At 59.7% G+C, this 25546-nt stretch carries 23 protein-coding genes and 1 riboswitch; of the genes, 13 read left to right on the top strand and 10 right to left on the bottom strand.

Going from position 1 to position 25546, the window contains the following annotated elements; all coding sequences use genetic code 11:
- Positions 1-288 carry a PA4642 family protein gene (locus AC07V0_RS24600; protein WP_495019986.1) on the top strand — a complete coding sequence of 96 codons (288 nt, stop codon included), beginning with the start codon at positions 1-3 and terminating at the stop codon, positions 286-288.
- 218 nt (positions 289-506) lie between these two features.
- Here AC07V0_RS24600 and mqo read toward each other — a convergent pair whose 3' ends face one another.
- Both mqo and AC07V0_RS24590 read right to left on the bottom strand, forming a co-directional pair.
- Complete coding sequence (gene mqo, locus AC07V0_RS24595; protein ID WP_018929589.1) at positions 507-2015, bottom strand: malate dehydrogenase (quinone); 1509 nt, start codon at positions 2013-2015, stop codon at positions 507-509.
- 741 nt (positions 2016-2756) lie between these two features.
- On the bottom strand, positions 2757-2990 hold the full coding sequence (locus tag AC07V0_RS24590; RefSeq protein WP_064616185.1) for a hypothetical protein: 234 nt from the start codon (positions 2988-2990) through the stop codon (positions 2757-2759).
- Positions 2991-3176: 186 nt separating this feature from the next.
- Here AC07V0_RS24590 and AC07V0_RS24585 point away from each other — a divergent pair, with 186 nt between their 5' ends.
- Positions 3177-3761: a YajG family lipoprotein gene (locus AC07V0_RS24585; protein WP_018929591.1), complete on the top strand. Its 585-nt coding sequence runs from the start codon at positions 3177-3179 to the stop codon at positions 3759-3761.
- 79 nt (positions 3762-3840) lie between these two features.
- Here AC07V0_RS24585 and AC07V0_RS24580 read toward each other — a convergent pair whose 3' ends face one another.
- On the bottom strand, positions 3841-4047 hold the full coding sequence (locus tag AC07V0_RS24580; protein WP_018929592.1) for a hypothetical protein: 207 nt from the start codon (positions 4045-4047) through the stop codon (positions 3841-3843).
- Between the two features lie 194 nt (positions 4048-4241).
- Between AC07V0_RS24580 and AC07V0_RS24575 the strand changes: the two genes are divergently transcribed.
- Positions 4242-4520 carry a hypothetical protein gene (locus AC07V0_RS24575; RefSeq protein ID WP_007939791.1) on the top strand — a complete coding sequence of 93 codons (279 nt, stop codon included), beginning with the start codon at positions 4242-4244 and terminating at the stop codon, positions 4518-4520.
- Between the two features lie 94 nt (positions 4521-4614).
- On the opposite strand, the gene AC07V0_RS24570 is transcribed toward AC07V0_RS24575, so the two are convergent.
- Positions 4615-5781 carry a 1-acyl-sn-glycerol-3-phosphate acyltransferase gene (locus tag AC07V0_RS24570; RefSeq protein ID WP_495019985.1) on the bottom strand — a complete coding sequence of 389 codons (1167 nt, stop codon included), beginning with the start codon at positions 5779-5781 and terminating at the stop codon, positions 4615-4617.
- A gap of 138 nt (positions 5782-5919) precedes the next feature.
- Here AC07V0_RS24570 and AC07V0_RS24565 point away from each other — a divergent pair, with 138 nt between their 5' ends.
- From AC07V0_RS24565 to AC07V0_RS24555, 3 genes are read left to right on the top strand one after another with little or no spacing between them, the layout of a single operon-like run.
- Positions 5920-6102 carry a CPXCG motif-containing cysteine-rich protein gene (locus AC07V0_RS24565; protein ID WP_018929594.1) on the top strand — a complete coding sequence of 61 codons (183 nt, stop codon included), beginning with the start codon at positions 5920-5922 and terminating at the stop codon, positions 6100-6102.
- 12 nt (positions 6103-6114) lie between these two features.
- Entirely contained in the window at positions 6115-6375 is a 261-nt protein-coding gene (locus AC07V0_RS24560) for a putative signal transducing protein (RefSeq protein WP_007939795.1), read from the top strand.
- Between the two features lie 35 nt (positions 6376-6410).
- The gene (locus tag AC07V0_RS24555; protein ID WP_007939796.1) at positions 6411-7034 is read left to right on the top strand and encodes an SOS response-associated peptidase; all 624 of its coding nucleotides are present in this window, start codon (positions 6411-6413) and stop codon (positions 7032-7034) included.
- Between the two features lie 66 nt (positions 7035-7100).
- Here the strand turns inward: AC07V0_RS24555 and AC07V0_RS24550 are convergent, their stop codons facing one another.
- Positions 7101-9242 (bottom strand): methyl-accepting chemotaxis protein, encoded by a 2142-nt coding sequence (locus AC07V0_RS24550; protein ID WP_495019984.1) that lies wholly within the window; start codon positions 9240-9242, stop codon positions 7101-7103.
- A 274-nt stretch (positions 9243-9516) separates the two neighbouring features.
- Here AC07V0_RS24550 and AC07V0_RS24545 point away from each other — a divergent pair, with 274 nt between their 5' ends.
- On the top strand, positions 9517-10335 hold the full coding sequence (locus AC07V0_RS24545; RefSeq protein WP_018929596.1) for a M48 family metallopeptidase: 819 nt from the start codon (positions 9517-9519) through the stop codon (positions 10333-10335).
- A 79-nt stretch (positions 10336-10414) separates the two neighbouring features.
- On the opposite strand, the gene AC07V0_RS24540 is transcribed toward AC07V0_RS24545, so the two are convergent.
- From AC07V0_RS24540 to AC07V0_RS24530, 3 genes are all read right to left on the bottom strand, one after another.
- On the bottom strand, positions 10415-10999 hold the full coding sequence (locus AC07V0_RS24540) for a TMEM165/GDT1 family protein (protein ID WP_026286682.1): 585 nt from the start codon (positions 10997-10999) through the stop codon (positions 10415-10417).
- Positions 11000-11090: 91 nt separating this feature from the next.
- Positions 11091-11215: riboswitch (yybP-ykoY riboswitch) on the bottom strand.
- Between the two features lie 51 nt (positions 11216-11266).
- The gene (locus AC07V0_RS24535; protein ID WP_064616188.1) at positions 11267-12265 is read right to left on the bottom strand and encodes a methyltransferase; all 999 of its coding nucleotides are present in this window, start codon (positions 12263-12265) and stop codon (positions 11267-11269) included.
- 32 nt (positions 12266-12297) lie between these two features.
- On the bottom strand, positions 12298-13263 hold the full coding sequence (locus AC07V0_RS24530) for a 2-hydroxyacid dehydrogenase (RefSeq protein ID WP_495019983.1): 966 nt from the start codon (positions 13261-13263) through the stop codon (positions 12298-12300).
- A gap of 91 nt (positions 13264-13354) precedes the next feature.
- Here AC07V0_RS24530 and AC07V0_RS24525 point away from each other — a divergent pair, with 91 nt between their 5' ends.
- On the top strand, positions 13355-13984 hold the full coding sequence (locus AC07V0_RS24525) for a LysE family translocator (protein WP_019582369.1): 630 nt from the start codon (positions 13355-13357) through the stop codon (positions 13982-13984).
- Between the two features lie 13 nt (positions 13985-13997).
- Here AC07V0_RS24525 and AC07V0_RS24520 read toward each other — a convergent pair whose 3' ends face one another.
- Entirely contained in the window at positions 13998-14768 is a 771-nt protein-coding gene (locus tag AC07V0_RS24520; RefSeq protein WP_111454523.1) for an AraC family transcriptional regulator, read from the bottom strand.
- 84 nt (positions 14769-14852) lie between these two features.
- On the opposite strand from AC07V0_RS24520, the gene AC07V0_RS24515 reads away from it, so the two are divergent.
- The 5 genes from AC07V0_RS24515 to AC07V0_RS24495 all read left to right on the top strand — a co-directional run bounded on the left by AC07V0_RS24515 (position 14853) and on the right by AC07V0_RS24495 (position 24451).
- A complete protein-coding gene (locus AC07V0_RS24515; protein WP_495019982.1) occupies positions 14853-16037 on the top strand; it encodes an MFS transporter in 1185 nt (394 codons plus the stop codon).
- Positions 16038-16184: 147 nt separating this feature from the next.
- On the top strand, positions 16185-17867 hold the full coding sequence (locus tag AC07V0_RS24510) for a fatty acid--CoA ligase (protein WP_018929602.1): 1683 nt from the start codon (positions 16185-16187) through the stop codon (positions 17865-17867).
- A gap of 333 nt (positions 17868-18200) precedes the next feature.
- Positions 18201-20090: a DUF1302 domain-containing protein gene (locus AC07V0_RS24505; protein WP_477744012.1), complete on the top strand. Its 1890-nt coding sequence runs from the start codon at positions 18201-18203 to the stop codon at positions 20088-20090.
- A gap of 28 nt (positions 20091-20118) precedes the next feature.
- Positions 20119-21483 carry a DUF1329 domain-containing protein gene (locus AC07V0_RS24500; RefSeq protein ID WP_018929604.1) on the top strand — a complete coding sequence of 455 codons (1365 nt, stop codon included), beginning with the start codon at positions 20119-20121 and terminating at the stop codon, positions 21481-21483.
- A 229-nt stretch (positions 21484-21712) separates the two neighbouring features.
- Positions 21713-24451, top strand: coding sequence for a winged helix-turn-helix domain-containing protein (locus tag AC07V0_RS24495; RefSeq protein ID WP_495019981.1), 2739 nt, complete (start codon positions 21713-21715; stop codon positions 24449-24451).
- A 109-nt stretch (positions 24452-24560) separates the two neighbouring features.
- On the opposite strand, the gene AC07V0_RS24490 is transcribed toward AC07V0_RS24495, so the two are convergent.
- The coding region (locus AC07V0_RS24490) for a calcium-binding protein (RefSeq protein ID WP_495019980.1) at positions 24561-25546 on the bottom strand (986 nt) is incomplete at its 5' end.

Raw genomic sequence — 25546 nt, 5'->3', positions numbered from 1 at the left:
ATGCGTAAAGATAAGAAGCAAGTGATTGGTGACGAGATCGGCGATGCGCAGATCAAACTGTTCCTCGATTTTGAGCCGGTCGACGCCACTTCACCGTCGCTGCACAAACTGATCAAGGCCTACCGCGGTCTGCGCATCGATGACTTCGAGCGTTTTCTGACGTTCTTTGTCGAAGCCGGCTACGATCTGGACGGCAAGGATGCGCACGGCAATGACTTCGTGGCCCTGATTCAGGATCAACGTAACGCGGCCGAGTACATCGAGTTGATCGACAAGGCTCGCGGTTAACGTCAGGCACACTGGAATTTTGTGGCGAGGGTGCTTGCTCCCGTTGGGCTGCGAAGCGACCCCAAAATGCTGCGAATGGCGGAGATTTTGTGAGCGCTGCGCACTGGTGCGCCAGCCCGGTCAAGCGGGAGCAAGCACCCTCGCCACAAGATTGTTTCACCGCACACAAAAAAACGCCCCGCCCTCAATGAGGACGGGGCGTTTTTTATGCGGCTGAATCAAGCGTAGCTTTGGGTTTCGCTGCTTGCTTCAACCAGTTCCAGTGCGACGTTGTTCTGCGCATTGATCTTGCGATACAGCGCAGCGTCGGTTTCCAGGACTTTCTCCCGAGCCGGGAAGATTTCCGCCAGTTTGGCAGCCCACTCGCCCTTGGCCTTGTTCGGGAAGCATTTCTCGATCAATTCCAGCATGATCGACACGGTCACCGAGGCGCCTGGCGAGGCGCCGAGCAGAGCGGCAAGGGAACCGTCCTTGGCCGCGACCAGTTCGGTACCGAACTGCAGAACGCCGCCTTTCTTCGGGTCTTTCTTGATGATCTGCACCCGTTGGCCGGCCACTTCCAGGCGCCAGTCTTCGGCTTTCGCTTCAGGGTAGAAGCGACGCAGGGATTCCAGGCGCTGCTCCATCGACTGCATCACTTCGCTGACCAGATACTTGGTCAGGTCCATGTTGTTTTTGGCCACGGCCAGCATTGGACCGATGTTGCCGGCGCGAACCGACATCGGCAGGTCCATGAACGAACCGTGCTTGAGGAACTTGGTGGTGAAGCCGGCATAAGGTCCGAACAGCAGGGACTTTTTGCCATCGACCACACGGGTGTCCAGGTGCGGCACGGACATTGGTGGCGAACCGACCGCGGCCTGGCTGTAGACCTTGGCCTGGTGGTGCTTGACCACTTCCGGGTTGTCGCAACGCAGCCACTGGCCGCTGATCGGGAAGCCGCCGAAGCCTTTGCTTTCTTCGATGCCCGACGCTTGCAGCAGCGGCAGTGCCGCGCCGCCGGCGCCAAGGAAGACGAATTTGGCGTCGACTTCGCGGGTATTGCCGCTGTTGACGTCCTTGATGCTGACGGTCCAGCCGCCGTTGTTACGCTTCAGGCCGGTGACGCGCTTGCAGTACTTGACCTGGGCATCGGGCGCGCTGGTCAGGTGCTTGAGCAGTTGGTTGGTCAGGGCGCCGAAGTTGACGTCGGTGCCGTTCATCACGCGGGTGGCGGCGAGGACTTCGTCAGCCGGACGGCCCGGCATCATCAGCGGCATCCACTCGGCCATCTTGGCTTTGTCTTCGGTGTATTCCATGTCCGAGAAGGCATGGTGCTTGCTCAGGGTCTTGAAGCGTTCCTTGAGGAAGGACACGCCATTCTCACCCTGCACGAAGCTCAGGTGCGGCACCGGGCTGATGAACGATTTGCACGAACCGAAGGTGCCTTTCTTGGTCAGGTAGGACCAGAACTGCTTCGACACCTCGAACTGGGTGTTGATGTGCACGGCTTTCTTGATGTCGACGGTGCCGTCAGCGGCCTGCGGCGTGTAGTTCAGCTCACACAGCCCGGCGTGACCGGTACCGGCGTTGTTCCACGGATTGGAACTCTCCGCGGCACCGGAATCCATCAGCTCGACGACTTCCAGCTTGATCGCGGGGTCGAGCTCTTTAAGCAGTACAGCGAGGGTGGCACTCATGATGCCGGCCCCAACCAGTACTACGTCGACTGCTTCGTTATGCGCCATTTAACGCGTCTCCAAAATCTGCAGCACCAAATTGTCGGCATAGCTGCCAGGCGTTCCGGGGCGTGTCAGTGATGCCCCAGGTACCCATGGCCAGGATCGCCATGTCCGAATCTTCGCAATTTTTCGCAACTTCGACGGATGCATGCGGCCTGGCTTCAAGAGTCACATGAACTCATTTCGGCACGCGGCTGGCAATTCGACTTATGGTCGAGACATCCGTTTGTGCAACCAAATCCGTAGCGGACAGGCTTCAGGCTCCGGTGTTCGAGGAGTACTCGGTCCTGTGTCGTTGGGCTGTTGTAGACGCTAATGGTGCATTTTCAGACGCAAAACTATTCATTTGCTCGCCACACTCTTGTGAAGTTGTGAAAACCCGTTTTTTTCACGCTCTTTTGAAGACGTGAACCTCAAAAAAGGGCTGTCCCAGCCTGGCACCGTGCCCGGATGGATTGCCGCCATGGGGTGCATGGGCAGCAAAAACGGGCAAACAGCTCAGTGACCGAGCGTAATGACAGCTCTGCAGATTCGCGAAAAGTGGGGGGTTTGCTTGAGAAACAGCAAGCGCGCCAGCTTCACTCGATCTGTGTGGGCGGCTCTCTGTGGGCGGTGCGGGGTGTCAATACCGAGGCATTGAACGATGCTGCGAGGCCCGATCAGGAGACGTCCTTATAATCGGGGGGAGATTGTATCTAAGAAACGCAGGGAAATGGTCGTGTTTAATGACTTTTATTAGGCGTCGGGTCAGGTGGTCAGCAGTTGCTGCGCGCGTGCACGTGGCTGGTGCTGGCTGACACGGGCACTGGCGGGCAGAGGCTGGTGCAGCCAGTTGAGGCGAATTTCTTCGATTTCGACCCAACCATCGCCCATGGGCTGGAGGCTGCACTGCTTGAAGGCCTGGCAGTGGCCATTGTGATCGAGCAGGGCGAAACTGCGGTGCAGCGGGCGTGGCGCGAACAGGGAGACGAGAAAACGCATGGCAACGTACCTTTTGGGGGTGACTGCCATAAAGGTTGCCAGCGGGCGGTGACAAAGGTGTGACAGGAACCGCGCTGCGCCGGGTTTGTCAGAGATTTCAGTAATCGTTGCGCGAAGCTAGTTCGCCGCAGTGGCGCACCGCTATACTGCGGGCATCGTTAGTTGCCTGATTCTGGAGAGAAGAGCATGTTGCAACGCCTGTTGTTCGGTTTGATCACTGTGACCAGTTTGACCCTCGTCGGCTGCGCCCACAGCCCGCAACAACTGAGCCCGGAACCCAAGCTGACGGCTCAGCTGGCGCCGGTCGGCCATGGTCAGCCGGTGGTGGTGCGTGTGGTGGACGGTCGTCCATCGCCAACCCTGGGGACCCGTGGCGGTTTGTACCCGGAGACCAGTGCGATCACGGTGCAGGGCGCGCAGATTCTGCCGAAGCTGCAGGCTCAAGCTGAGGCGGCCGTGCGGTTGCTGGGCTTCACGCCGACGGCCAATGCGCTGAATGCGCCGCAATTGACGGTGACCCTGGCCGAGCTGAAGTATCAGTCGCCCAAAGAAGGTTTGTATGTGACTGAAGCTACAATTGGCGCGACGTTCCGTTCCGATGTGCAGAATGCCAACCGTCGTTACAGCGGTCGCTACGGCGCGTCGCTGGATCAGCGTTTTGGCATGGCACCGAATCAGGAAACCAATACCAAGCTGGTCAGTGATGTGCTGAGTGATGCGTTGACCCGCTTGTTCAAGGACCCGACGATTGGTCAGGTGCTTGGCGAGTAACGGTTTGTAGCTTGTTTAAAGAACCCGGCGCCAGCGATGGCGCCGGGTTTTTTTGTGCCTGCCGTTCCAGCAAGGGAAATCAAGCCGCTTGCGAATAGAAGTCCAGAACACTCACCCCGGTCAGCAAATCCGTCTCCGGCAAATCCGCATGTTGATGCCCGCCCAACGCGCAATACACCAGCCAATGCCGGTCCTGTACATTGAAGGCGAGGCTGCCGACTAAGGTTTGTTGTTCGTCGCTTTGGGCAATGAGGTAAAGACGATCCTGGTTTTCGGCGTGGAGCATGACGCGGTCCGTGTCGGTTTCGAAGGGCGACAGACTGGCGGATTCAGATGACGGCGCCGTGACACAGGACAATAATCGGCTAAATGGTTTCGTTATTTGTCGGAAAGGGGGGGCAGGCCGGAGCGCTTTCGGTAGAATCCGCGCCGTGGTCGTCGGTCCCGGCGTCTGTTACACCGGTTTGCCTGAGGTTTGTGATGTCGCTGCAATTGATTTCGCTCTTTACCGCTCATCCCGCCAAACTGATCAACCTGCTGGCCTTGCTGTTCGCCTGCCCGGGCGGCTGGTTGCTGCACGCCACCCGTCGTCGTGAACAGCGCGCGATGGCCAGTATCGAAGCCCAGCGCCAGAGCAGGCCCAGCGAAGAGCCAACCCTCGATTGGGCGACCTTGCGCATGAACCGGTTTTTCTATCGCTTCGGTTTTGCCTGCCTTGGGATGGCGTTGCTGGTGTCGTGGGTCAGTACTCGCGTCTGAAGTTCTGACACAGTTACAGTGTCTGACTGACCTACTGCACCAAGACAAACAAAAACGGCGCCCGAAGGCGCCGTTGTCGTATCCAGCCATTACCCTACAACGGTAACCCGGCCTTGACCCGATACTGATTACGCACCGGCATCGCATATTGCAGCACCAGGAACGGACGATGTTCCTCGGGGCAAGCTTCCAGTCGACGCTGCCATTCTTCCTGAGCCTTGGCCAGTTCATCTGCCACAAACAGCTCGGCCGCTTTCGGCACCTGCAATTGCGGGTCGGCGTCTTTCCACTGCGCATACGCCAGGTAATGCACCGGGAATAACCGGTAACCGCCCAGAATCTGCTTGTCCATTTCGATCGCCAATTGCTTGGTGTCTTCGAACAGTTCGGTGATCGGTGCGGCGAAGTTCACGTGGACCCGGCCTTTGTAACCGGTGATGCCCTTGGCGATGCTCGCGTCATCCTCGCCCGGTGCCTTGGTGTAGGTGCCGGTGGTGGCGCGAATGTACAGCTCGCGGGCCTTGGCCTGGTCGCAGGGGTCGTACTCGTAGCTGATCGACACCGGGGTGAGGTTCAGCGAACGGATGACTTCGCCGAACGGCTCGTCCTTGCGGCTCATGTGGAACATCTTGAGGATCGCCGACTCGGTGCGGTCGTCGCCGTCCTTGGCCCGGCCTTCAGCCTGAGCGATCCAGATCGAGGCGCAATCGTTGCGGATCGAATGGTTGATGTAGGCCGACAACAATTGATACGCCGCCATTTTCTCGCGACGACCGGTGATCGAACGGTGCACGATGAAGCTCTTGTTCAGGCGCATCAGGTCGCTGACAAAAGGCTTCTGCAGCAGGTTATCGCCAATGGCGATGCGTGGGGTCGGCAGGCCGGCGTGGTACACGGCGTAGTTGACGAAGGCAGGGTCCATCACGATGTCGCGGTGGTTGGCGATGAACAGGTAGGCACTGCCGGACTTGAATTGCTCCACGCCGGTGTAGGTCACCCCGTCCGTGGCGCGCTCGATGGTGTGGTCGACGTAAAACTCGACTTTGTCCTGCAACGTGGCCACCGACGTGACGCCGGCGAACTCACGGCGCAGCCGATGCGCTATAAGAGGTTTGAGCATCCAGCCGAAGGCACCGGCAAAACGCGGGAAGCGGAAGTGGGTGAGGATATCTAGAAACGCCTTGTCGCCGAGCAGCCGTGCCAGCACCGCTGGGACTTCGCTGTCGTCGTAAGGTCGGATGGCATCGAATTCGCCCATCATGCTCTCTTGTTAGAAACGGCTAGGGTAAGTAAAGGTATTGATCGAAAACCAACGGGGCACGGTCTGAAAGGTAGTCAGACAAAAATAGCCCTGCAAATAGACCGGCGATTATACGCACAAGTCACCTGGGAGACCGCGATGCTGGAAACTGCGCAGTATGAATGTCCGTATTGCGGTGAAGAAGTCGAGGCTGTTCTGGATTTGTCTGGCGGTGATCAGACCTATATCGAGGATTGTCCGGTGTGTTGTCGTCCCATTACCTTTGTCTTGCAGGTTCACGGCGAGGAGTGGCACCTCGACGTCTACAGCGAAAACGAATGAAGGGGTTCACCCATGCAGCGTATCTACGAGCCGGAAAACCTGATGGAAGGCGAATTGCTGCTAAGCATGCTGGCCAGTGAAGGCATCGAGGCGCATCTGGTGGGCCGGGATTTGATCGGCGGTACCGGGGAATTGCCGATATTCGGCCTGCTGGGTGTATCGGTCGATAACGACCAGGCGCAATACGCGCGGGAACTGATCGCCGCGTACAATGCCGCGCTGCCGCTGTCCGGCGATGAACCGGACAGCTTTCCCGGCACGCTGGTCTGTTAGGCTGACGTTCGTTTGATCAAGAGTCGTATTGCCCCATGTGTGGACGTTATGCCCTGTTTCGCTGGAACCCCGCCTTCGCAGCCCTGCCCGGATTTCCCGCCGATCAGCAGGCCCAGTGGAATATTTCTCCCAACGATTCGGTGTTGATGCTGCGTGCCGGTGCAGACGGGCAGCGTGAGTTGGCCCGCGCCCGCTGGGGCCTGACGCCGCCGTGGCTGACCGACCTGTCCCGCACGCCGGCCCATGCCCGTGCCGAAACCGTTGCCGAACAGCCGATGTTTCGCGAAGCCTTGCGCCTGCGCCGTTGTCTGCTGCCGGCCAATGGTTTTTACGAGTGGCGCGGCACTACGCGCAAACGCCCATACTGGCTGACGCCGGGGGAGGGCTCGACGCTGTACTTCGCGGCGATCTGGGAGGCATATCCGGTGCAGGAGCAGGTATGGCTGAGTACGGCGGTAATCACCCAACCTGCTTCGAGTCAGCGTCGGCCGTTGATTCTCGATGCGGCGGGGCAGGAAGCCTGGCTCAATCCTGAAACCCCGCTACATGCCTTGCAGGCGCTGCTGGCCAGCGAGCCCGCGGCGCTGCGCGAGCGGGTGCTGGCGAACATGGTGAATGATCCGAAGCTCAATGGGCCGGAGTGTTTGACCCCGGGCTGAGCGCGTAATGATCGTTCCCACGCTCCGCGTGGGAATGCAGCCATGGACGCTCCGCGTCATTGAACCCTAAACCTTGAACTGATTGATCAACCGGCGCTGCTGTTCCGCCAACTTGGTCAAATCCGCACTCGCTGCGCTCGATTCATCCGCGCCACCAGCCACTTCATTGGCTACTTGCCCGATGTTGATCACGTTGCGGTTGATGTCGTCGGCCACCGCGCTCTGTTCCTCGGCGGCGCTGGCGATCTGGGTGTTCATGTCGTTGATCACCGACACCGCTTGCGTAATGGTTTCCAGCGCTTGGGCCGCTTTCGCCGCGTGCTGCACGCTTTCGTCGGTGCGGTTCTGACTGTCTTCCATGACCCGCACCACATCGCGGGTGCCTTGTTGCAGTTGCTGGATCATGGTCTGGATTTCTTCCGTGGCCTTCTGGGTTTTCTGCGCCAGGTTGCGTACTTCATCGGCCACCACCGCAAAACCCCGACCCTGTTCACCGGCCCGCGCGGCTTCGATGGCCGCGTTCAAGGCGAGCAGGTTGGTCTGCTCGGCGATGCCGCGAATTGCCGTCAGGATCGCGTTGATGTTTTCGCTGTCCTTGGCCAGGGTCTGCACCACGCCGACGGCTTTGCCGATTTCGATGGCCAACACACCAATCGAATTCGACGTATCCCGGACGATTTGCATGCCTTGTGCCGCCGCCTGATCTGCATGACTGGCAGCTTGCGCGGCCTGGGTGGCGTTGCGCGCCACGTCCTGGGCGGTGGCGGTCATTTCGTGTACGGCGGTGGCGACCTGATCGATCTCGGCCATTTGTTTGTGCACACCGATGTTGGTGCGAATGGCGATGTCCGCGGTGTGTTCCGACGAGTCGCTGACGCTCTGCACCGAAGTCACCACTTGAGTGATCATCGCCTGCAACTTGGCCAGGAAGGTGTTGAAGCCCTTCGCGATCGAGCCCAGTTCGTCGCTGCGGTCGCTGGTCAGGCGGCGGGTCAGGTCGCCTTCGCCCTGGGCGATGTCATCGAGCATGGTCACCATCTGCTTCAGCGGCCGGGCAATGCCGTGGCCCACCAGCCAGATCACCAACAAACCAATGCCGGCGATCAGCAGGCCGACCATGGCCATGCCAAAGGTGTCGGACTTGCGCTGTGCGTCCAGGTCACTCTGAAGTTTTTGCAGGTCGGCCATCACCGCGTTCAGCGGCAGTTGCAGCATCAAGGTCCAGCGGGCGTCGGTCTGGCCGATGCCGAAGGGCAGGTACAACTCGATCCGGCCCTGGGCCTTGTCGACGGTGTAAGTCACTTCGCCACGCTTGAGATTGGCCATGTTGGCAATCTGCTTGCTGTCGAGGATGTCGCTGACCTTTTCGCCGAATTTGCTCGGGTCTTTGGTGTAGGCGACGATCCGGCCGTTACCGCCGATCAGGGCCATTTCTCCGGCGCCGCTGTACAGTTTCTGATTCGCCCCCAGGAGCATTTCCTGGATGAAGTTCACCGACAGGTCGGCGCCGACGATGCCCTGGAACGCGCCGTTGAGCATGATCGGTTCAATGAAGGAGGCGAGCATGACGATCTTGTCGCCAACCTTGTAGGGCGCCGGATCGATCACGCAGGATTTTTTGGTTTCCTTGGAGCACAGGTAGTACTCGCTGGCGCGCACACCGGTGGACAAGGTTTTCTGGTCGTCGACGTCGACCAGTTTGTCCAGGCCCAGGCTGCCGTCTTCGTTACGGAACCACCACGGCAGGAAGCGCCCGTTACTGGCGTCGATGCCGACTACTTTGGTGTCGACGTAGGCCGCATCGTTGTGGTCGAGGGCGTTTTTTTCCCACCCAATGTAGGTGCCGAGAATTTTCGGGTTCCGGGCGACGTTTTCCTTGATCAGGCTGATCAGTTGCTCGCGGCTAAGGCTCAGTTGCGGCAGGCCATCGGCGCCCGGTGTGCCGATCAATGCGTTGACCCGCACCAGACCGCCGGCAATCAGCAGCGGTGCTTCGAGTTCGCGCTGGATCTGGCTGACCTGGGTTTGTGCCAGCGACGTCAGGCGCTGTTCGATGACTTGCTCAAACTGCGCCTGAGTCCGTTGCTGGACCATGTCTTGGGTCCGGGCGCCGGAAAACAGCGCATACAGCACCAGGGCTGCGACAACGCTGAGCACAATGGCGCCGGCCAGGGCGGCAACGGAAAACTGGATCGACTTGAATTTCATGGGTGCTCCGCACGCAAGAGGACGTCTGCAGAGCTGTATCGGCACTGGGGCGGTGGGGCATGAGCCAGGTGTAACGAATTGGCTGTTTTAGAGTGCTGGATGTCGTAAATGAATCATTGCTGGCCGTGATCAGCCGCGGTGGACGCTGTTGTGTGAATTTTTTCCTACGGTAATCGGGGCTTTGTCTGAAATGTACGTGCTACACGTCCGTTGTATCTGGCGCCGATACAAATCCCCACCTAGGATACGCGGCATGTTTCCAGGGAGCTTCTTGATGAGTAAGACATTGGTTTTGTGTGCACTGAGTGCAAGTCTGCTGCTTGCCGGTTGTCAGTCGGTCAACACCACCAGCGGTGGCGCCGTGGGCGTTGAGCGCACGCAATACATGTTCAGTATGTTGTCGACCTCCGAGGTCAACCAGATGTACGCCCAGTCTTATCAACAGACCATCGGGGAGGCGAGCACCAAAGGCGTGCTGGATAAATCCAGTAACAATGCGAAGCGCGTCCAGGCCATCTCCAATCGCCTGATTGCCCAGGCACCGGTGTTTCGTCCGGATTCGGCCCAGTGGCAATGGGAAGTGAACCTGATCAAGAGCGATGAGCTGAATGCCTCCTGCGGGCCTGGCGGCAAGATCATTTTCTACAGCGGGCTGATCGACACCCTGCAACTCACTGACGACGAAATCGCCGCCATCATTGGCCATGAAATCGCTCACGCCTTGCGCGAGCACAGTCGTGAAGCGATGTCCAGGGCTTATGGTCTCGAAATGGCCAAGCAGGGCGCCGGTGCGTTGCTCGGTCTGGGGCAGGACAGCCTGGCCCTGGCGGACACCGTGGCCAAATACGGCATGACCTTGCCCAACAGTCGCGAGAACGAAAACGAAGCCGACTTGATCGGCCTCGAACTGGCCGCCCGCGCTGGTTACAACCCGAACTCTGCGATCACCCTGTGGAACAAAATGAGCAAAGCCTCGGAAGGCGCACCGCCAGAGTTCTTGAGCACTCACCCGGCGTCGGCCAGTCGGATTGCGTCGTTGCAGGCGGCGATTCCGAAAGTCATGCCGTTGTACGAGAAAGCCAGGAAATCCTGATCATCAAGTGCTGAGGCTTGTGGCGAGGAGGCTTGTCGGAACGCCCCCTCGCCACAATCTGTTACTCACAGATCCAGGGTCAAACCCAGCCACTGCTCTGCATCGCCTTGTACACCGCGACAATCGCCAGGATGAAGAACGCCGACGCCGCCAGGCGACGGATCAAAGTCAGAGGCAGTTTTTCCGCTGCAAAATTACCCGCCAGTACCACCGGCACGTTGGCAATCAACATCCCGGCGGTGGTGCCGAGGATCACCAGCCACAGATCCGGGTATTGCGCGGCGAGCATCACGGTCGCGACCTGGGTCTTGTCGCCCATCTCCGCGAGGAAGAACGCAATCAGCGTGGTCAGGAACGGTCCGAACTTGCGGGCGGTGCTGGCTTCGTCTTCGTCCATCTTGTCCGGCACCAGTGTCCACAGCGCCGTGGCGGCGAAGCTGGCGGCGAGGATCCAGTGAAGCGTCGCATTCGAGAAGAAACTGCCGAACCAGGCGCCTACCGCACCGGCCGCCGCGTGGTTGGCCAGGGTCGCGGCGACGATGCCGGCGATGATCGGCCAGGGTTTGCGAAAGCGAGCGGCGAGAATGAGTGCGAGCAGTTGCGTCTTGTCGCCGATTTCGGCCAAGGCAACGATTGCGGTGGGAACGAGTAGAGAGTCCAGCATCATCAGGGTTTTCCTAAGGGGCGGGTCGACACGGCTATGACACGTACAGCCTTCCCGCCCCGGGTAAGGTGTTCGTGTCATAGGTCTTGTCAAACCCTGCGATCCGTCTGATGCGGACGCGTGGGTCGCATACGCCATGGTCTGAGGACCAAGTATGTTGACGTATGCCGGACGAGCATGGCGCTCGTGGGAGACTACTCCCCTAGGACGGAGCGGATTCTGCCTAGGCAAATCCGATTGGGCAAGCCTTCTTTTACAAAAGCGTTTTCAGCCGCGCTTGGCCCGGTAGATTCTAAAACCCTGTCCTTCAGCCTTGATCGCACACGCGCCCAAGTGCTCTTCGATCAGCGGCTGATACTTCAGGAAACTGTTGGCAACCAACCGCAGTTCGCCGCCATTTTTCAGATGTTTAGCTGCTTTTCGCAGCAAGTTCTCTGTGGCGAAGTAGTCGGTGTGTACGCCGACATGGAACGGTGGATTACTCAGAATCGCGCTCAAGCCCATGGGCGCTGCGTCGATGCCGTCACCGGTCAGCACTTCCGCTTCCAGACCGTTGGCGGCCAGGGTCAGGCGACTGCTGGCGGCGGCAAATGCGTCGACATCGAGCAAGGTGACCTGGTTGTGCGGATAACGCCGCTTGACCGCGGCCCCCAGCACGCCTGCACCGCAACCGAAGTCCAGCAGGTGGCCGCTGGGCAGTTTGTCCAGATGTTCCAGCAGCAGGGCGCTGCCGCGATCCAGTCGACCGTGGCTGAACACGCCCGGCAGGCTGATGACTTTCAACGGCCCTTCGGCCAATGGCAGTTCATAGGTCTGGGCCAGGCTTTCCAGCGATTTGGCTTCTGGCGCATTGGCCACGGTGACCTGCCAGAGCTGGCAATGCCGTGCGCTGTCGAGCTTGCGTGGTTTGCCGAAGGGGTTCAACTGCTTGGCCGCGCCTTCGATGCCGCTGCGTTTTTCGCCGACCAGATACAACTCACGACCGGCCAGACGAGAGGCGAGGGCGTTGAGGATATAGTCGGTCAGGTCCTTGGACTTGGGCAGAAACACCACGGCGCTGTCGAATTCGCGCTCGGGCGCATTCACGCCAAAATGGCTGCGCCCGGCGAAACGGGCGTCCAGTGCTGCTTGATCGCCGGCGTGCCAGCACCAGCCGTGGGCATCGGGCAAGCGACCCAGCAAGTCATCGGCGGGCAAACCGGCCAGCAGCACCGAACCCTGGAACAACTCGGCCTGACGAAGCAGTACTTCACTGCGCGGATCCATACTCTGCTCCTTGAAAAAAGTGCCGCAGTTTATCAACTGACGACCCGCAGCGCTTTACCGCTGAAATAAGCCTGAGCGTTTTCCGTCAACTGGCCAACGATTCGCTGCCGCGCCTCGCGGCTGCCCCAGGCGTTGTGCGGGGTGACGATTCGCCGTGGAATGTCCTGGGCCAGCAGCGGATTGCCCGCAGTCGGTGGTTCGACACTCAACACGTCGGTGGCCGCGCCGCCCAAGTGGCCGTTGCGCAGGGCGTCGGCCAATGCTTGTTCGTCGATCAAGCCGCCGCGCGCGGTGTTGACCACGAAAGCACCGGGCTTCATCGAGGCCAGTTCACGGGCACCGATGAAGTGTCGGGTGTGTTCGTTGAGGGGGCAATGCAGGGTCAGGGCGTCGATTTGCGGCAGCAGCTCGTCCAGCGGCAAGCGGTCCGGGCGGGCAGGGCGGCCCGGAATCTGCCCCAACAAGACGCGCATGCCGAACGCTTCGGCCAGCCGCGCGACGGCACCGCCCAGTTCACCGTGGCCGAGCAAACCGAGGGTTTTGCCTTCGAGTTCGACGATCGGGTAATCCAGCAGGCAGAACTGTTTCGCCTGTTGCCAGCGACCTTCGGCGACGGCTTTTTGATAGTCGCCCAGGCGCGTCGCCAGGTTCAGTAACAACATGATCGTGCGCTGAGCCACCGACGGCGTGCCGTAACCCTGGCAATTGCAAACAGTGATTCCGTGGGCGCGGGCTGCAGCAAGGTCGACATTGTTGGTGCCGGTGGCGGTGATCAGGATCAACTTCAACTCGGGGCTGGCCGCCATGGCCGCCGCATCAATCAGGATTTTATTGGTGATGGCGACAGTGGCGCCTTTGAGGCGTTCGATCACCTGCGCAGGCGTGGTCTGGGCGAACAGCTGCAAGTCGCTGAAGCACTCGCGTAGTGGGCTGAGGTCGAGATCGCCGAGGTCCAGGGACGGATGGTCGAGGAAAACGGCGCGGCGAGAGTTCGTCATCAACTGTACCTTTTGTGCGTTGAACTGAAGGCGTAATCTGCCGAGCCTACCAGATGAAACAAGCAGTTACGCTTGGCCAAAGGGAGCCCCCATGTACTGGACAGAATTCTTGACCGTTGCGCTGATTCACCTGCTGGCTGTTGCAAGCCCCGGCCCGGATTTCGCCGTGGTGGTGCGAGAGAGCGTGACTCACGGTCGCCGCGCCGGGACCTGGACGGCGCTGGGCGTTGGTTCGGCGATTTTCCTGCACGTCGGTTATTCGCTGCTGGGGATCGGGTTGATCGTGTCTCAGTCGATCGTGCTGTTCAACGCCTTGAAATGGGCCGCTGCCGCGTACCTGCTGTACATCGGCTACAAGGCCCTGCGCGCGCAACCGGCCAAACCTGCGGCTGACGATCTGCACCAGGAAGCGGGTGAGCGCACCGCGCGGGGCGCCTTCACTGCGGGGTTCGTGACCAATGGCCTGAACCCGAAAGCCACGCTGTTTTTCCTGTCGTTGTTCACCGTGGTGATCAACCCGCACACGCCGCTGGCGGTACAGGCCGGTTACGGGATCTATCTGGCAGCGGCAACGGCGCTCTGGTTTTGCCTGGTGGCGATGTTGTTCAGTCAACAACGCGTGCGCGCCGGTTTCGCCCGTATGGGCCACTGGTTCGACCGGACCATGGGCGCGGTGCTGATCGCCATCGGCGTGAAACTCGCGTTCACCGAGATGCATTGATCGCGCTGAGTGTCTACGGGGGATTGAGCTCGCTCAATTTGTTCAGCGCGTTCAGGTATTCCCGAGGGTTTTCCCCGAGCAAGCGGCGAAACATCGCGCTGAACGCCCGAGCACTGCCGTAGCCCAGATCGCGCGCCACGCTCTGCACGCTTTCCCCGGCGAGCAGACGCGGCAGGGCTTCCATCAGGCGCAGTTGCTGGCGCCAGGCATTGAAATTCATCTTCAGTTGCTGCTGGAACAGCCGCGCCAAGGTTCGAGAGCTGGCGCCGACCTGTTGTGCCCAGTCTTCCAGGGTGTTGGAGTGATTCGGTGCGCGCAGCAGCGCCATGCAGATGCCCTGCAGGCGTCGGTCCTCGGGCATTGGAATGTGTAGCGGAAGGTTTTCCAGGCTGGCGATCTCTTCCAGCATCAGCTTCTGAATCAATGAGTTTTCCGCGTGTCGCGGACCTTGCACCGCGCGCAGGATCAGCTCGCGCAGCAGCGGTGTGACGGCCAGCACACAGCACTGTTGCAGCGTTGGCGGCGACAGTTCGGGGGCAATGAACAGCGAACGCATGCGCACCTCGCCCGACATGAAAATTTCATGCGCCACCAATGGTGGAATCCACACGGCTCGGGTTGGTGGAATGACCCAGGCACCTTGCGCAGTGACCACTCGCATGGTGCCGCAAACGGCGTACAGCAACTGAGCTTCGCGGTGTTGATGCAGTTCCTGGTGAGCACCGTCCACGTAATCTCGCGGATAGGCGCTGACCGGCCCGTGCAGGAAATGGCTGATTAACATGTCAGATCCAATGACTTTGTTGTCAGGATTACTCTTTTTCGCCAACTTAGCATAAGCCGCTCACTACAACGTAAGCGTGCCGCGATGAACCAGTCCAGAAATGTCCTCCGCTATATCAATGCAGCCCATGTGATCGATCACATGTTCATGCTGATTTTTCCCGCCGCCGTTCTCGGCATGACCCAGGCCTTCGCACTGGACTACGCCGCGATGATCGGCCTGTCTCTCGGCGGCTTTATTGCCTTTGGCGCCTGTTCGCTGCCGGCCGGCTGGCTGGGGGATCGCTGGAGCCGACGGAAAATGATGCTGGTGTTTTTTTTCGGCATTGGCGCTTCGGCGATCTTTACCGGCGTGAGCAGCAGCGCACCGATGCTGGTACTCGGCCTGACGCTGATCGGTATTTTCGCCGCGATCTATCACCCGGTGGGCACCGCGATGCTGGTGGCTTACGCGCACAACCGGGGCCGCGAAATCGGTATCAACGGCATGTGGGGCAACCTTGGCGTGGCGTTTTCGGCGCTGATCACCGGGTTGCTGGTGGCGCAACTCGGCTGGCGTTCGGCGTTCGTTTTGCCTGGCGTGGTGGCGATTGGGATGGGCATCGGTTTCGCGTTTCAGGTGCGCGAAGAACCGATCCCCAAGCGTGCGCACACACCGCTCAAAGATGCGGCCGGTCAGCGGATTTCCATGGTCATGGTGTTCGGCGTACTGGCCTTGGCCACCGCGACCGGCGGTGTGGTGTTCAACGCCACGACCATGACCTATCCGAAATTGTTTCAGGAACGCCTGCACGATTTGTTTACTTCACCGCAAATCCTTGGCGTCGTGGTCAGCCTGGCGTATGCCTTCGGCGCCGTGGCGCAGTTGAGCATCGGCCGGGTCTTGCATCGTTTCAGTCTGAAATGGCCGTTCATAGTGTTGACGCTGTGCCAGGCGCCACTGTTGTTCGGGTTGGCCTATGTCGACGGCTGGGCCGTGATCGTGCTGGGTGCGGCGTTCATGTTCGTGGTGTTTGGCCAGGTCACGGTGAATGATGCGATGGTCGCCAACTTTGTCGCGCCGCAATGGCAATCCCGAGTCTTCGCGCTGCGTTACTGTTTATCGTTCGGTGCCAGTGCTACCGCGATTCCGCTGATTTCGTTCGTCGAACCGCGCCAAGGTTTTGTAGGTCTTTACCTGATATTGGCGAGTATTGCGGCGTTGACCTTCGTGGCTGCAATGGTTTTCCCCCGGACACCGGCCGAGGCTGCCGTAGGAAAAATGGCGTAACGGCTGACGAATTCTCGCAAGTGCTGGCGTAAAGCTAGCATTTGTACGGCTCTGCAAATCATACCTTTGGCTGATTTGGCTGGCGTTCAAGGCCTCTAGAGTGCTTAGCTTTAGCAGCCAAGACTGTGCAGTCAAAAAGGGACTCTTATGTTGCAGACTCGCGTTATTCCTCCAGCCGAGGGCGCTTACCAGTATCCGCTGTTGATTAAACGGCTGCTGATGTCCGGCGCCCGTTACGAAAAAACTCGCGAAATCATCTACCGCGATCAGTTGCGCTACAGCTATCCGACCCTGATCGAGCGGGTTGCGCGGCTGGCCAATGTGCTGACAGAGGCCGGCGTGAAGGCCGGGGATACCGTGGCGGTAATGGACTGGGACAGCCATCGCTACCTGGAGTGCATGTTCGCCATCCCGATGATCGGCGCGGTGATCCACACCATTAACGTGCGGCTGTCGCCAGAACAGATTCTTTACACCATGAACCACGCCGAGGACCGCTTTGTGCTGGTCAACAGCGAGTTCGTCGGTTTGTACAAGGCGATTGCCGGGCACCTGACCACGGTGGAGAAAACCCTGCTGCTGACCGACTTGCCGGAAAAAACTGCCGAGTTGCCGAACCTTGTCGGCGAGTACGAGCAACTGCTGGCCGCGGCGAGCCCGCAGTACGACTTCCAGGACTTCGACGAAAACTCGGTGGCCACCACGTTCTACACCACCGGCACCACCGGTAACCCCAAAGGCGTGTATTTCACCCATCGGCAACTGGTGCTGCATACCATGGGCGTGGCGACCATCATGGGCGCCATCGACAGCGTGCGGCTGTTGGGCACCAACGACGTGTACATGCCGATCACCCCGATGTTCCATGTGCATGCCTGGGGCTTGCCGTATGTGGCGACCATGCTCGGGCTCAAGCAGGTTTATCCGGGCCGTTACGACCCCGAGTATCTGGTGGAGCTGTGGCGCAAGGAGAAGGTGAGCTTTTCCCACTGCGTGCCGACCATTCTGCAAATGGTCCTCAATGCCAAGGCGGCGCAAAACGTCGATTTCGGTGGCTGGAAAATCGTCATCGGCGGCAGTGCGCTCAACCATGCGCTGTACGACGCCGCCAAGGCCAAGGGCATCCAATTGACCGCCGCCTATGGCATGTCGGAGACCGGGCCATTGGTATCATGCGCCCACCTCAACGATGAGCTGATGGCCGGCACCGAAGACGAACGCACCACCTACCGGATCAAGGCTGGTGTGCCGGGGCCGTTGGTCGAGGCGGCAATCGTCGACACCGAGGGCAACTTCCTGCCTGCCGATGGTGAAACCCAGGGCGAACTGGTGCTGCGTGCGCCGTGGCTCACCGAGGGTTACTTCAACGAGCCGCAAAAAGGCGCCGAGCTCTGGGCCGGGGGCTGGCTGCACACCGGCGACGTGGCAACCCTGGACAGCATGGGCGTGATCGACATCCGTGACCGGATCAAGGATGTGATCAAGACCGGTGGCGAGTGGATCTCTTCCCTGGACCTGGAAGACCTGATCAGTCGCCACCCTGCGGTACGTGAGGTAGCAGTAGTGGGCATCGCCGATCCGCAGTGGGGCGAGCGCCCATTTGCGCTGTTGGTGGTTCGCGAAGGGCATCAGATCGGGGCCAGGGAACTCAAGGAGCACCTCAAGCCGTACGTTGAACAGGGGCACCTGAGCAAGTGGGCTATCCCGAGTCAGATCGCCGTTGTTACTGAAATTCCCAAGACCAGCGTCGGCAAGCTCGACAAGAAGCGTATCCGCGTCGACATCACCGAATGGCAGGCCAACAACAGCACCTTCCTCTCGACGCTTTAAGCGTCATCTGGCGTGCCCGAAAGGGCACGCCAGAGCCACCAAGCAAGCGCTTGGCTTGTGAAATCCGATTTTTCAGCCATCCTTGCCGTGCCGACATGTGTCGGACTGGCGAAAGGACTGTTCCAGGGTGGCCGGCAGCGCAAATCACACTTTAGAGGGATCAAGCACTACTACCTGCTGGCTATAGTCCGCTCAAGGATTTTTAAGAACGGAGCTCACGCAATAAACGGGGCGATGCAACTTTGGAGTGACTTCGGACCGCTTGGCTTCCGGTTACCCACAGCGTTTTTAAAAGTACTAAGCCATAACAATAATGCACATGGAGTAGCGTCGATGACATCAGTAAACCAGTTCTGGCGCCGGGCGAAACTGCCCCTGGCGGTCAGTCTTGCCTCTTCGCTCGCCGGGCCCGCATTCGGCGTCAGTTTCAACGTTGGTGAAATCGAAGGTCAATTCGACTCATCCCTGTCGATCGGAGCCAGTTGGTCTACTCAGAGTCCCAACAAAAACCTGATCGGCGTCAATAACGGGGGCCATGGCCTGTCCCAGACGTCCGATGACGGTCACGCCAACTTCAAGAGTGGCGAAACCTTCTCGAAGATCTTCAAGGGTATTCATGACCTTGAATTGAAATACGGCGACACCGGTGTCTTCGTCCGAGGCAAATACTGGTACGACTTCGAACTCAAGGATGAAAGCCGCGAATTCAAGGACATCAGCGACAGCAACCGCAAGGAAGGCGCCAAATCCTCCGGCGGCGAGCTCCTCGACGCCTTCGTCTACCACAACTACTCCATTGCCGATCAGCCGGGTTCCGTGCGTCTGGGCAAGCAGGTTGTGAGCTGGGGTGAAAGTACTTTCATCGGCGGCGGCATCAACTCGATCAACCCGATCGACGTCTCCGCGTTTCGTCGTCCCGGCGCCGAGGTCAAGGAAGGTCTGATCCCGGTCAACATGTTCTACGTGTCCCAGAGCCTCACCGACACTCTGTCGGCCGAAGCCTTTTATCAACTGGAATGGGACCAGACCGTCGTCGATAACTGCGGCACCTTTTTCTCCCAGCCCGACATCATTGCCGACGGTTGCGACAACAACCTGCGCGTGCTGAACAAGCGTTCGACCATTCCGGGCGCCGCCTTGCCCGCATTGGCCAGGCTGGGCGTCGACGTTAACGACGAAGGTGTACTGGTGCGTCGTGGCCCTGATCGCGATGCACGGGACAGCGGCCAATGGGGCGCGTCCCTCAAATACATGTTCGAGCCGCTGGACACCGAGTTCGGTGCCTACTTCATGAACTACCACAGCCGTGCGCCGATCTTCAGCGCTACGGGGGCTCCAGCATCGGCCTATGCGCAGGCAGCGGCCTTGCCGGGGGCGCTTCGGGCTCTGGCGCCGTTGGTGGTCGCGGGTAACTCGAACTACTTCGTCGAGTACCCGGAAGACATCCGCCTCTACGGCTTGAGCTTCTCCACCACCTTGCCTACCGGCACGGCGTGGAGCGGTGAGCTCAGCTATCGTCCGAACGCGCCGGTGCAGCTCAACTCCACCGACATTCTGTTCGCCGGCGTGCGTCCATTGGGCGGCACCCTGACCAATGCTTCGCTGCTTAACGGTGTGCCGGGTCAGGACTTGCACGGCTATCGCCGCAAGGAAATCACCCAGTTCCAGACCACCCTGACGCACTTCTTCGATCAGGTCATGGGCGCCAGCCGCCTGACCCTGGTGGGCGAAGTGGGTGTGACCCACGTCGGAGGCCTGGAAAGTACCTCTGACGTCCGTTATGGCCGTGACCCGGTCTACGGGCCTGGCGAACTGCCGTCCACCGGTGGCCTCGATACTTGCTCGGCAATCCTCAACACCAGCACCATCAATGGTGCCGGTGCGGGTGCCGCTACCAACAACCGCAGCCGCAATTGCAACAACGACGGCTTCACTACGGCTACTTCGTGGGGTTATCGCGCCCGGGCCATTTGGGAATACCCCGACGTATTCGCCGGTGTGAACCTCAAGCCGAACGTGGCCTGGTCCCACGACGTGAGCGGTTACTCGCCAGGCCCTGGCGGCAACTTCGAGGAAGGTCGTAAAGCGGTAAGCCTGGGGCTCGATGCCGAATACCAGAACACCTACACCGCGAGCCTGGCGTACACCAACTTCTTTGACGGCAAGTACACCACCGTAGATGACCGCGACTTCGTTGCGCTCAGCTTCGGCGTGAACTTCTAAGCACTGCATTTTCAGGACGAACACATTTATGAAAATAACAAAGAGTCTGTTCCATGTTGGTGTTCTGGGGCTTTCGCTGCTGGCGACCGCTGTCATGGCGGCGGTCCCTGCGGCCGAAGCGGACAAGCTGGGCAAGAGCCTGACCCCGATGGGGGCCGAGATGGCAGGCAACGCCGACGGCTCGATCCCGGCCTGGAAACCGATGCCAAAAAACGCCGGTAGCGTGGACAGCAAGGGTTTTCTGTCTGATCCGTTCGCGAGTGAAAAACCGCTGTTCACCATCACCGCGCAGAACGTCGACCAGTACAAGGACAAACTCGCGCCGGGCCAGTACGCGATGTTCAAGCGCTACCCGGAAACCTTCAAGATGCCGGTCTACCCGTCCCATCGTGGCGCCACTGTGCCGGATGAGGTGTTTGCCTCCATCAAGAAGAACGCTACCAACACTAACCTGGTGTCCGGTGGTAATGGTCTGGAGAACTTCGAAACCGCGATCCCGTTTCCGATTCCGAAAAGTGGCGTTGAAGTCATCTGGAACCATATCACCCGTTATCGCGGCGGTAGTGTGACCCGTCTGATAACCCAGGCCACGCCGCAGGCGAACGGCTCGTTCAGCCTGGTGTACTTCGAGGACCAGTTCGTGTTCCGCGACAGGATGAAGGATTACGACCCGAAGAACCCGGGCAACATTCTGTTCTACTTCAAGCAGAAAGTGACCGCGCCGGCTCGTCTGGCCGGTGGTGTGCTGCTGGTGCACGAAACCCTCGACCAGGTGAAAGAGCCGCGTTCGGCGTGGGTCTACAACGCCGGGCAGCGTCGTGTGCGTCGTGCGCCGCAAGTGTCCTATGACGGGCCGGGTACCGCTGCCGATGGCCTGCGTACCTCCGACAACCTGGACATGTACAACGGTGCGCCGGATCGCTATGACTGGAAGCTCGAAGGCAAGAAAGAGATGTACATCGCCTCCGACAGCTACAAGCTCGATTCGCCACAGCTGAAGTACGCCGACATCATCAAGGCTGGTCACATCAACCAGGACCTGGCTCGCTATGAACTGCGCCGGGTCTGGCATGTGGTCGCGACGCTTAAGGAAGGTCAGCGTCACATCTACGCCAAACGTGATTTCTACATTGACGAAGACACCTGGCAGGCGGCAGTGGTCGACCACTACGACGGTCGCGGGCAACTGTGGCGCGTCGCCGAGGCTCACTCCGAGAACTACTACGACAAGCAAGTGCCGTGGTACGCCCTCGAAACCTTGTACGACCTGCAATCGGGCCGCTACCTGGCACTGGGCATGAAGAACGAAGAGAAGTCGGCCTATAACTTCGGCTTCACCGCCAGCACCGCCGACTTCACTCCGGCCGCGTTGCGTCAGGAAGGCGTTCGCTAAAACGTTGTAACCCGAGGCCGCATCCTCGAAAAAACGCCCCGACTGGTTCGGGGCGTTTTTTTGGCAGTTCATAAAGATCGTTGTCCGGTGTGGCTGTCCGGTTTACCGACATTTTTGCTCGTAGTCTTTTTGTAGCCATTTGTAGCAATAACCTTCAATAGCTCTTCGTTTACCGCTAGGCTGCGGACATCTGTAACGCCGCCATCAGTATTTCAAACAAGAGCCGGCCATGACTGATCTGTCCCCACTTCCGGGCCCTGCAAGCGTTGCCGTCGCGGCACTGGACGGGCGTTTTTTCCGGCCTCCGCTGCCCGCCGGCCATGTGCTGCGGCCGCGTCTGTGCGAGCGCCTGAGTGCAGGTCTCGGTGGCAGGCTGTTGCTGGTCAGCGCGCCGGCAGGGTTCGGCAAGAGTTCATTGGCGGTGGAGTTTTGTCAGGGGTTGCCGGATCACTGGCAAAGCCTGTGGCTGGGCTTGAGTCTGCGGGACAGTGATCCTGGCCGTTTTCTTGAGCGCCTGCTCGAAGGTCTTCAGGACTACTTTCCACAACTTGGCAGCCAGGCGTTGGGGCTGCTGAAAATGCGCCAACGTCATCAACCGTTCGCCTTTGAAGAATGGCTGGACGGTTTGCTCGATGAACTGGCCGTGCACCTCTCACCCAACACGCCGCTGCTGTTGGTACTTGATGACTATCATCTGGCCCAGGGGCCGGTGCTCGATCGTTGTCTGCAGTTTTTCCTCAATCATTTACCCGATGGCCTGTTGGTCATGGTCACCAGTCGGCAGCGTCCGGACTGGCATCTGGCACGCCTGCGGCTGTCGCGGCAACTGCTCGAGTTGCATGAGCAGGATCTTCGGTTGACCCATGATGAAGCCCTGAGCCTGCTGGATCGACACAGCATTTCATTGCGTGGCGAGGCGCTGGAGAATTTGATCCAGCGTAGCGAAGGCTGGGTGGCAGGGCTGCGCTTTTGGCTATTGGCGGCCTCCGAGGCGGGCAGCGAGGGTGCATTGCCCCAGTCGCTGTACGGCGGGGAAGGACTGATTCGCGATTACCTGCTCGAAGAAGTCATCGATTGCCTGCCCGCCGAGGTGCAGTCATTCCTGTACGACACCGCGCCCCAGGAGCGCTTTTGCAGTGAGCTGTGCGACGCTGTGCGCGAAGCCCATGACAGCGCCGAAATCCTGCGTTTCCTGCTGGCGCATCAGGTGTTCCTGGTGCCGCTGGACGAACACGGTCACTGGTATCGCTATCACCACCTTTTTTCCGATCTGTTGCGCAGCCGGCCCACCGCCCAGGCGATGGTGCCGACGGCCAGCTTGCACCTGCGCGCCTGCCGCTGGTTCAACGCCCAAGGGCTACTCGATGAGGCGGTGGAGCAGGCGTTGCGCGCCGGGCATCTGGATGTCGCGGCGAATCTGGTGCAAAACCTTTCTGAAGAGCAACTGCTGGCCGAGCAGAACGTCGGCATGTTGCTGCGCTGGAAAATGGACTTGCCCGATAGCCTGTTAATCAGCACGCCACGGCTGATCGTGCTCTACAGCTGGGCATTGGGGCTGGCCTGTCAACTGGACGCCGCCGAAGAGCTGGCCAGTCACCTGAGCCGCTTCCTGCCGGCGCCGTCGGCTACTGCGCAAAAATCCATGCTGGCGCAATGGCTGGCCCTGAGCGGGATCATTGCCCGGGGGCGAGGCAATCGCGAGCTGACCATGCTCTATTGCGCCGAAGCACTGGAAAGCCTGCCGGCCAAACGGTATGGACAGCGACTGATGTGCCTGTCGACCTTGTCCAATCTGGCGATTGCCGATGGCGACTTGTGGCGTGCCCGGGGGTTGAATCGTGATTCGCTGGAGTTGGCACAGCGCGTTGGCAATCCGTTGTTCGAGGCCTTGGCTCATTACGACCGCGCCCGGGTATTGCAGGCGCGAGGGGAGATCCTGCGTTCGCTGGATGAAGTCCGTCAGGGGCTGCAACGCCTGCAAGGTTTATCCCCACAACGGCTTTATGCGGTGCGCGCACGCCTGACCTTGTACGAGGGTTTTTTGCTGGCGCTGCGCTTGCAACCCCAGGCCGCACGGGCACGTTTGCAAGCGGGGTTGGGCGAAGCCCGGGCCTGTCGCGATATCAGCGTATTGATCGGCCACTGCGTGATTGCCCGGCTGGAGGGCAACAGCGGCGAATTCGCGAAGGCCTTCGCCGAACTTGCCGAGGCCGAGCGCCTGATGCACATCTGGGACGTCCCGCCGATTTACTATCTGGCGATGATTACCCTGGTCAAATGTGAACTCTGGCTGGCTCAGGGTCGCACCGATCTGGCCGAAGCCTGGCTTGCGCGACTGGGCCAGACCTATAACGGCGAGCACCCGGCTGCCCCCCCGGAATTCCATCCACAACTGCCGCTGCACATTGAGTTGCAACAGGCGGTGCTGGACATGATGAAGGGCCAGCCCATGCTCGCCGAAGGGCGCCTGAATGCGCTGCATGAACACGGTCAGCGCAGCGGTCGGCAGATGCTCAGCGTGATGGCGCTGAATCAGAACGTTACGCTGTTGTTGGCGGGCGGACGCGAACCCGAGGCCCGCAAGGCGCTGGCCCAGGCTTTGGAAGCGGCCGCCGGAGGTGTCCTGCAACCGTTTGACCGATTACTGGCCGAGCATCCGAACTGGCTGCGTGGGCAACTTCAACCCTGTGCGCCGACGCCGGTTTCGCAGCATCTGCTGGAAAAGCTTCCGGCCATGGCCTCCCGTCCAGTGGTTGAGTCATCGCCTGTTGCTGAACAACTCAGTACGCGTGAACTGGCGGTTTTGCGGCTGATCGCGCAGGGATGTTCGAATCAGGAAATCAGTGATCAGTTGTTCATTTCGCTGCATACAGTCAAGACCCATGCCAGTCATATCAACAGCAAATTAGGTGTTGAGCGGCGCACGCAGGCCGTGGCTCGGGCGAAAGAGTTAGGGGTGTTGGGGTGAACGGGGCCCCCGACATTTTTCGCGTTCAAGTCTTGGCGCTTGGGTTCAGTCTTGGTGATACAAAACAAAACACCCCGACATTGGTCAGGGCGTATTGTTCAAACCTTGGTCAAACTACCAAGTCCTTGGCACTGAAGGTATCGACGCCTACCAGTTGGATTGCGAAATCTGCATCCAGCCTGCCGTTGACGTTGCCGTACAACACATGATCTTCGAAACGCAGTTGTCCTGCTCCTGTGAACGCATTCGAGTCAATGAATGTAAAGGCGTTGAACGCAGTGGTGAGCATATTGGCATCGAGTTTTGACAGGTCGATCTTGTCGCCCTGTAGGCTGCTGAAGTCGGTGATGACGTCACTGTTTGCCCCTTTGCCCAGCTCACTGAGTAAATTGAAAACAAACCGGTCGGCACCAGAGCCGCCCGTCAGGATGTCTGTGCCCAGACCTCCTATCAGCAGGTCATTGCCCATACCACCATCAAGCAGGTCGTTGCCTGCTCCACCATTGAGCACATTGTTGCCACTGTTGCCGGTCAGCACGTTATTCAGGGCGTTGCCGACACCGGTGAGGTTGTCGCTGCCGGTGAGGGTGAGGTTTTCCAGGTTGGCACTCAGGGTCCAGCTCACCGAGGAACGTACGGTGTCGATTTCGCTCGCCAGGGTACTGGTCTCGGTGACCGCGTCCTGGAGGTTGTCGACGATATAAGTGTCGTTGCCAGTGCCGCCGATCATCAGGTCGGCGCCGGTTCCGCCATCCAGAACGTTATTGCCGCTGTTACCGGTCAGACGGTTGCCCAAGGAGTTGCCGGTGGCGTCGAGGTTGTCGCTGCCGGTGAGTGTCAGGTTCTCGAGGTTGCTACCCAGGGTGTAGCTGATCGACGACATAACCGTGTCGATTTCGACCAGCGAGGTGCCGCGTTCGATCACCGTGTCGCCGAGGTTGTCGACCACGTAGGTGTCGTTGCCAGCCCCGCCGTCCAGGGTATCAGCCCCGGCCTTGCCGTCGAGGAAGTTGGCAGCGGCGTTGCCGAGCAGGGTGTTGTTCAGGTCGTTGCCGATCACGGTGAAGTTGCCGAGGCCGGTGACGGTGACATCTT

This window comes from Pseudomonas sp. GW821-FHT01E10 (assembly GCF_059422365.1).
The sequence above is the reverse complement of the archived record's forward strand: the minus strand, read 5'-3'. Positions and strand labels throughout refer to the sequence as shown.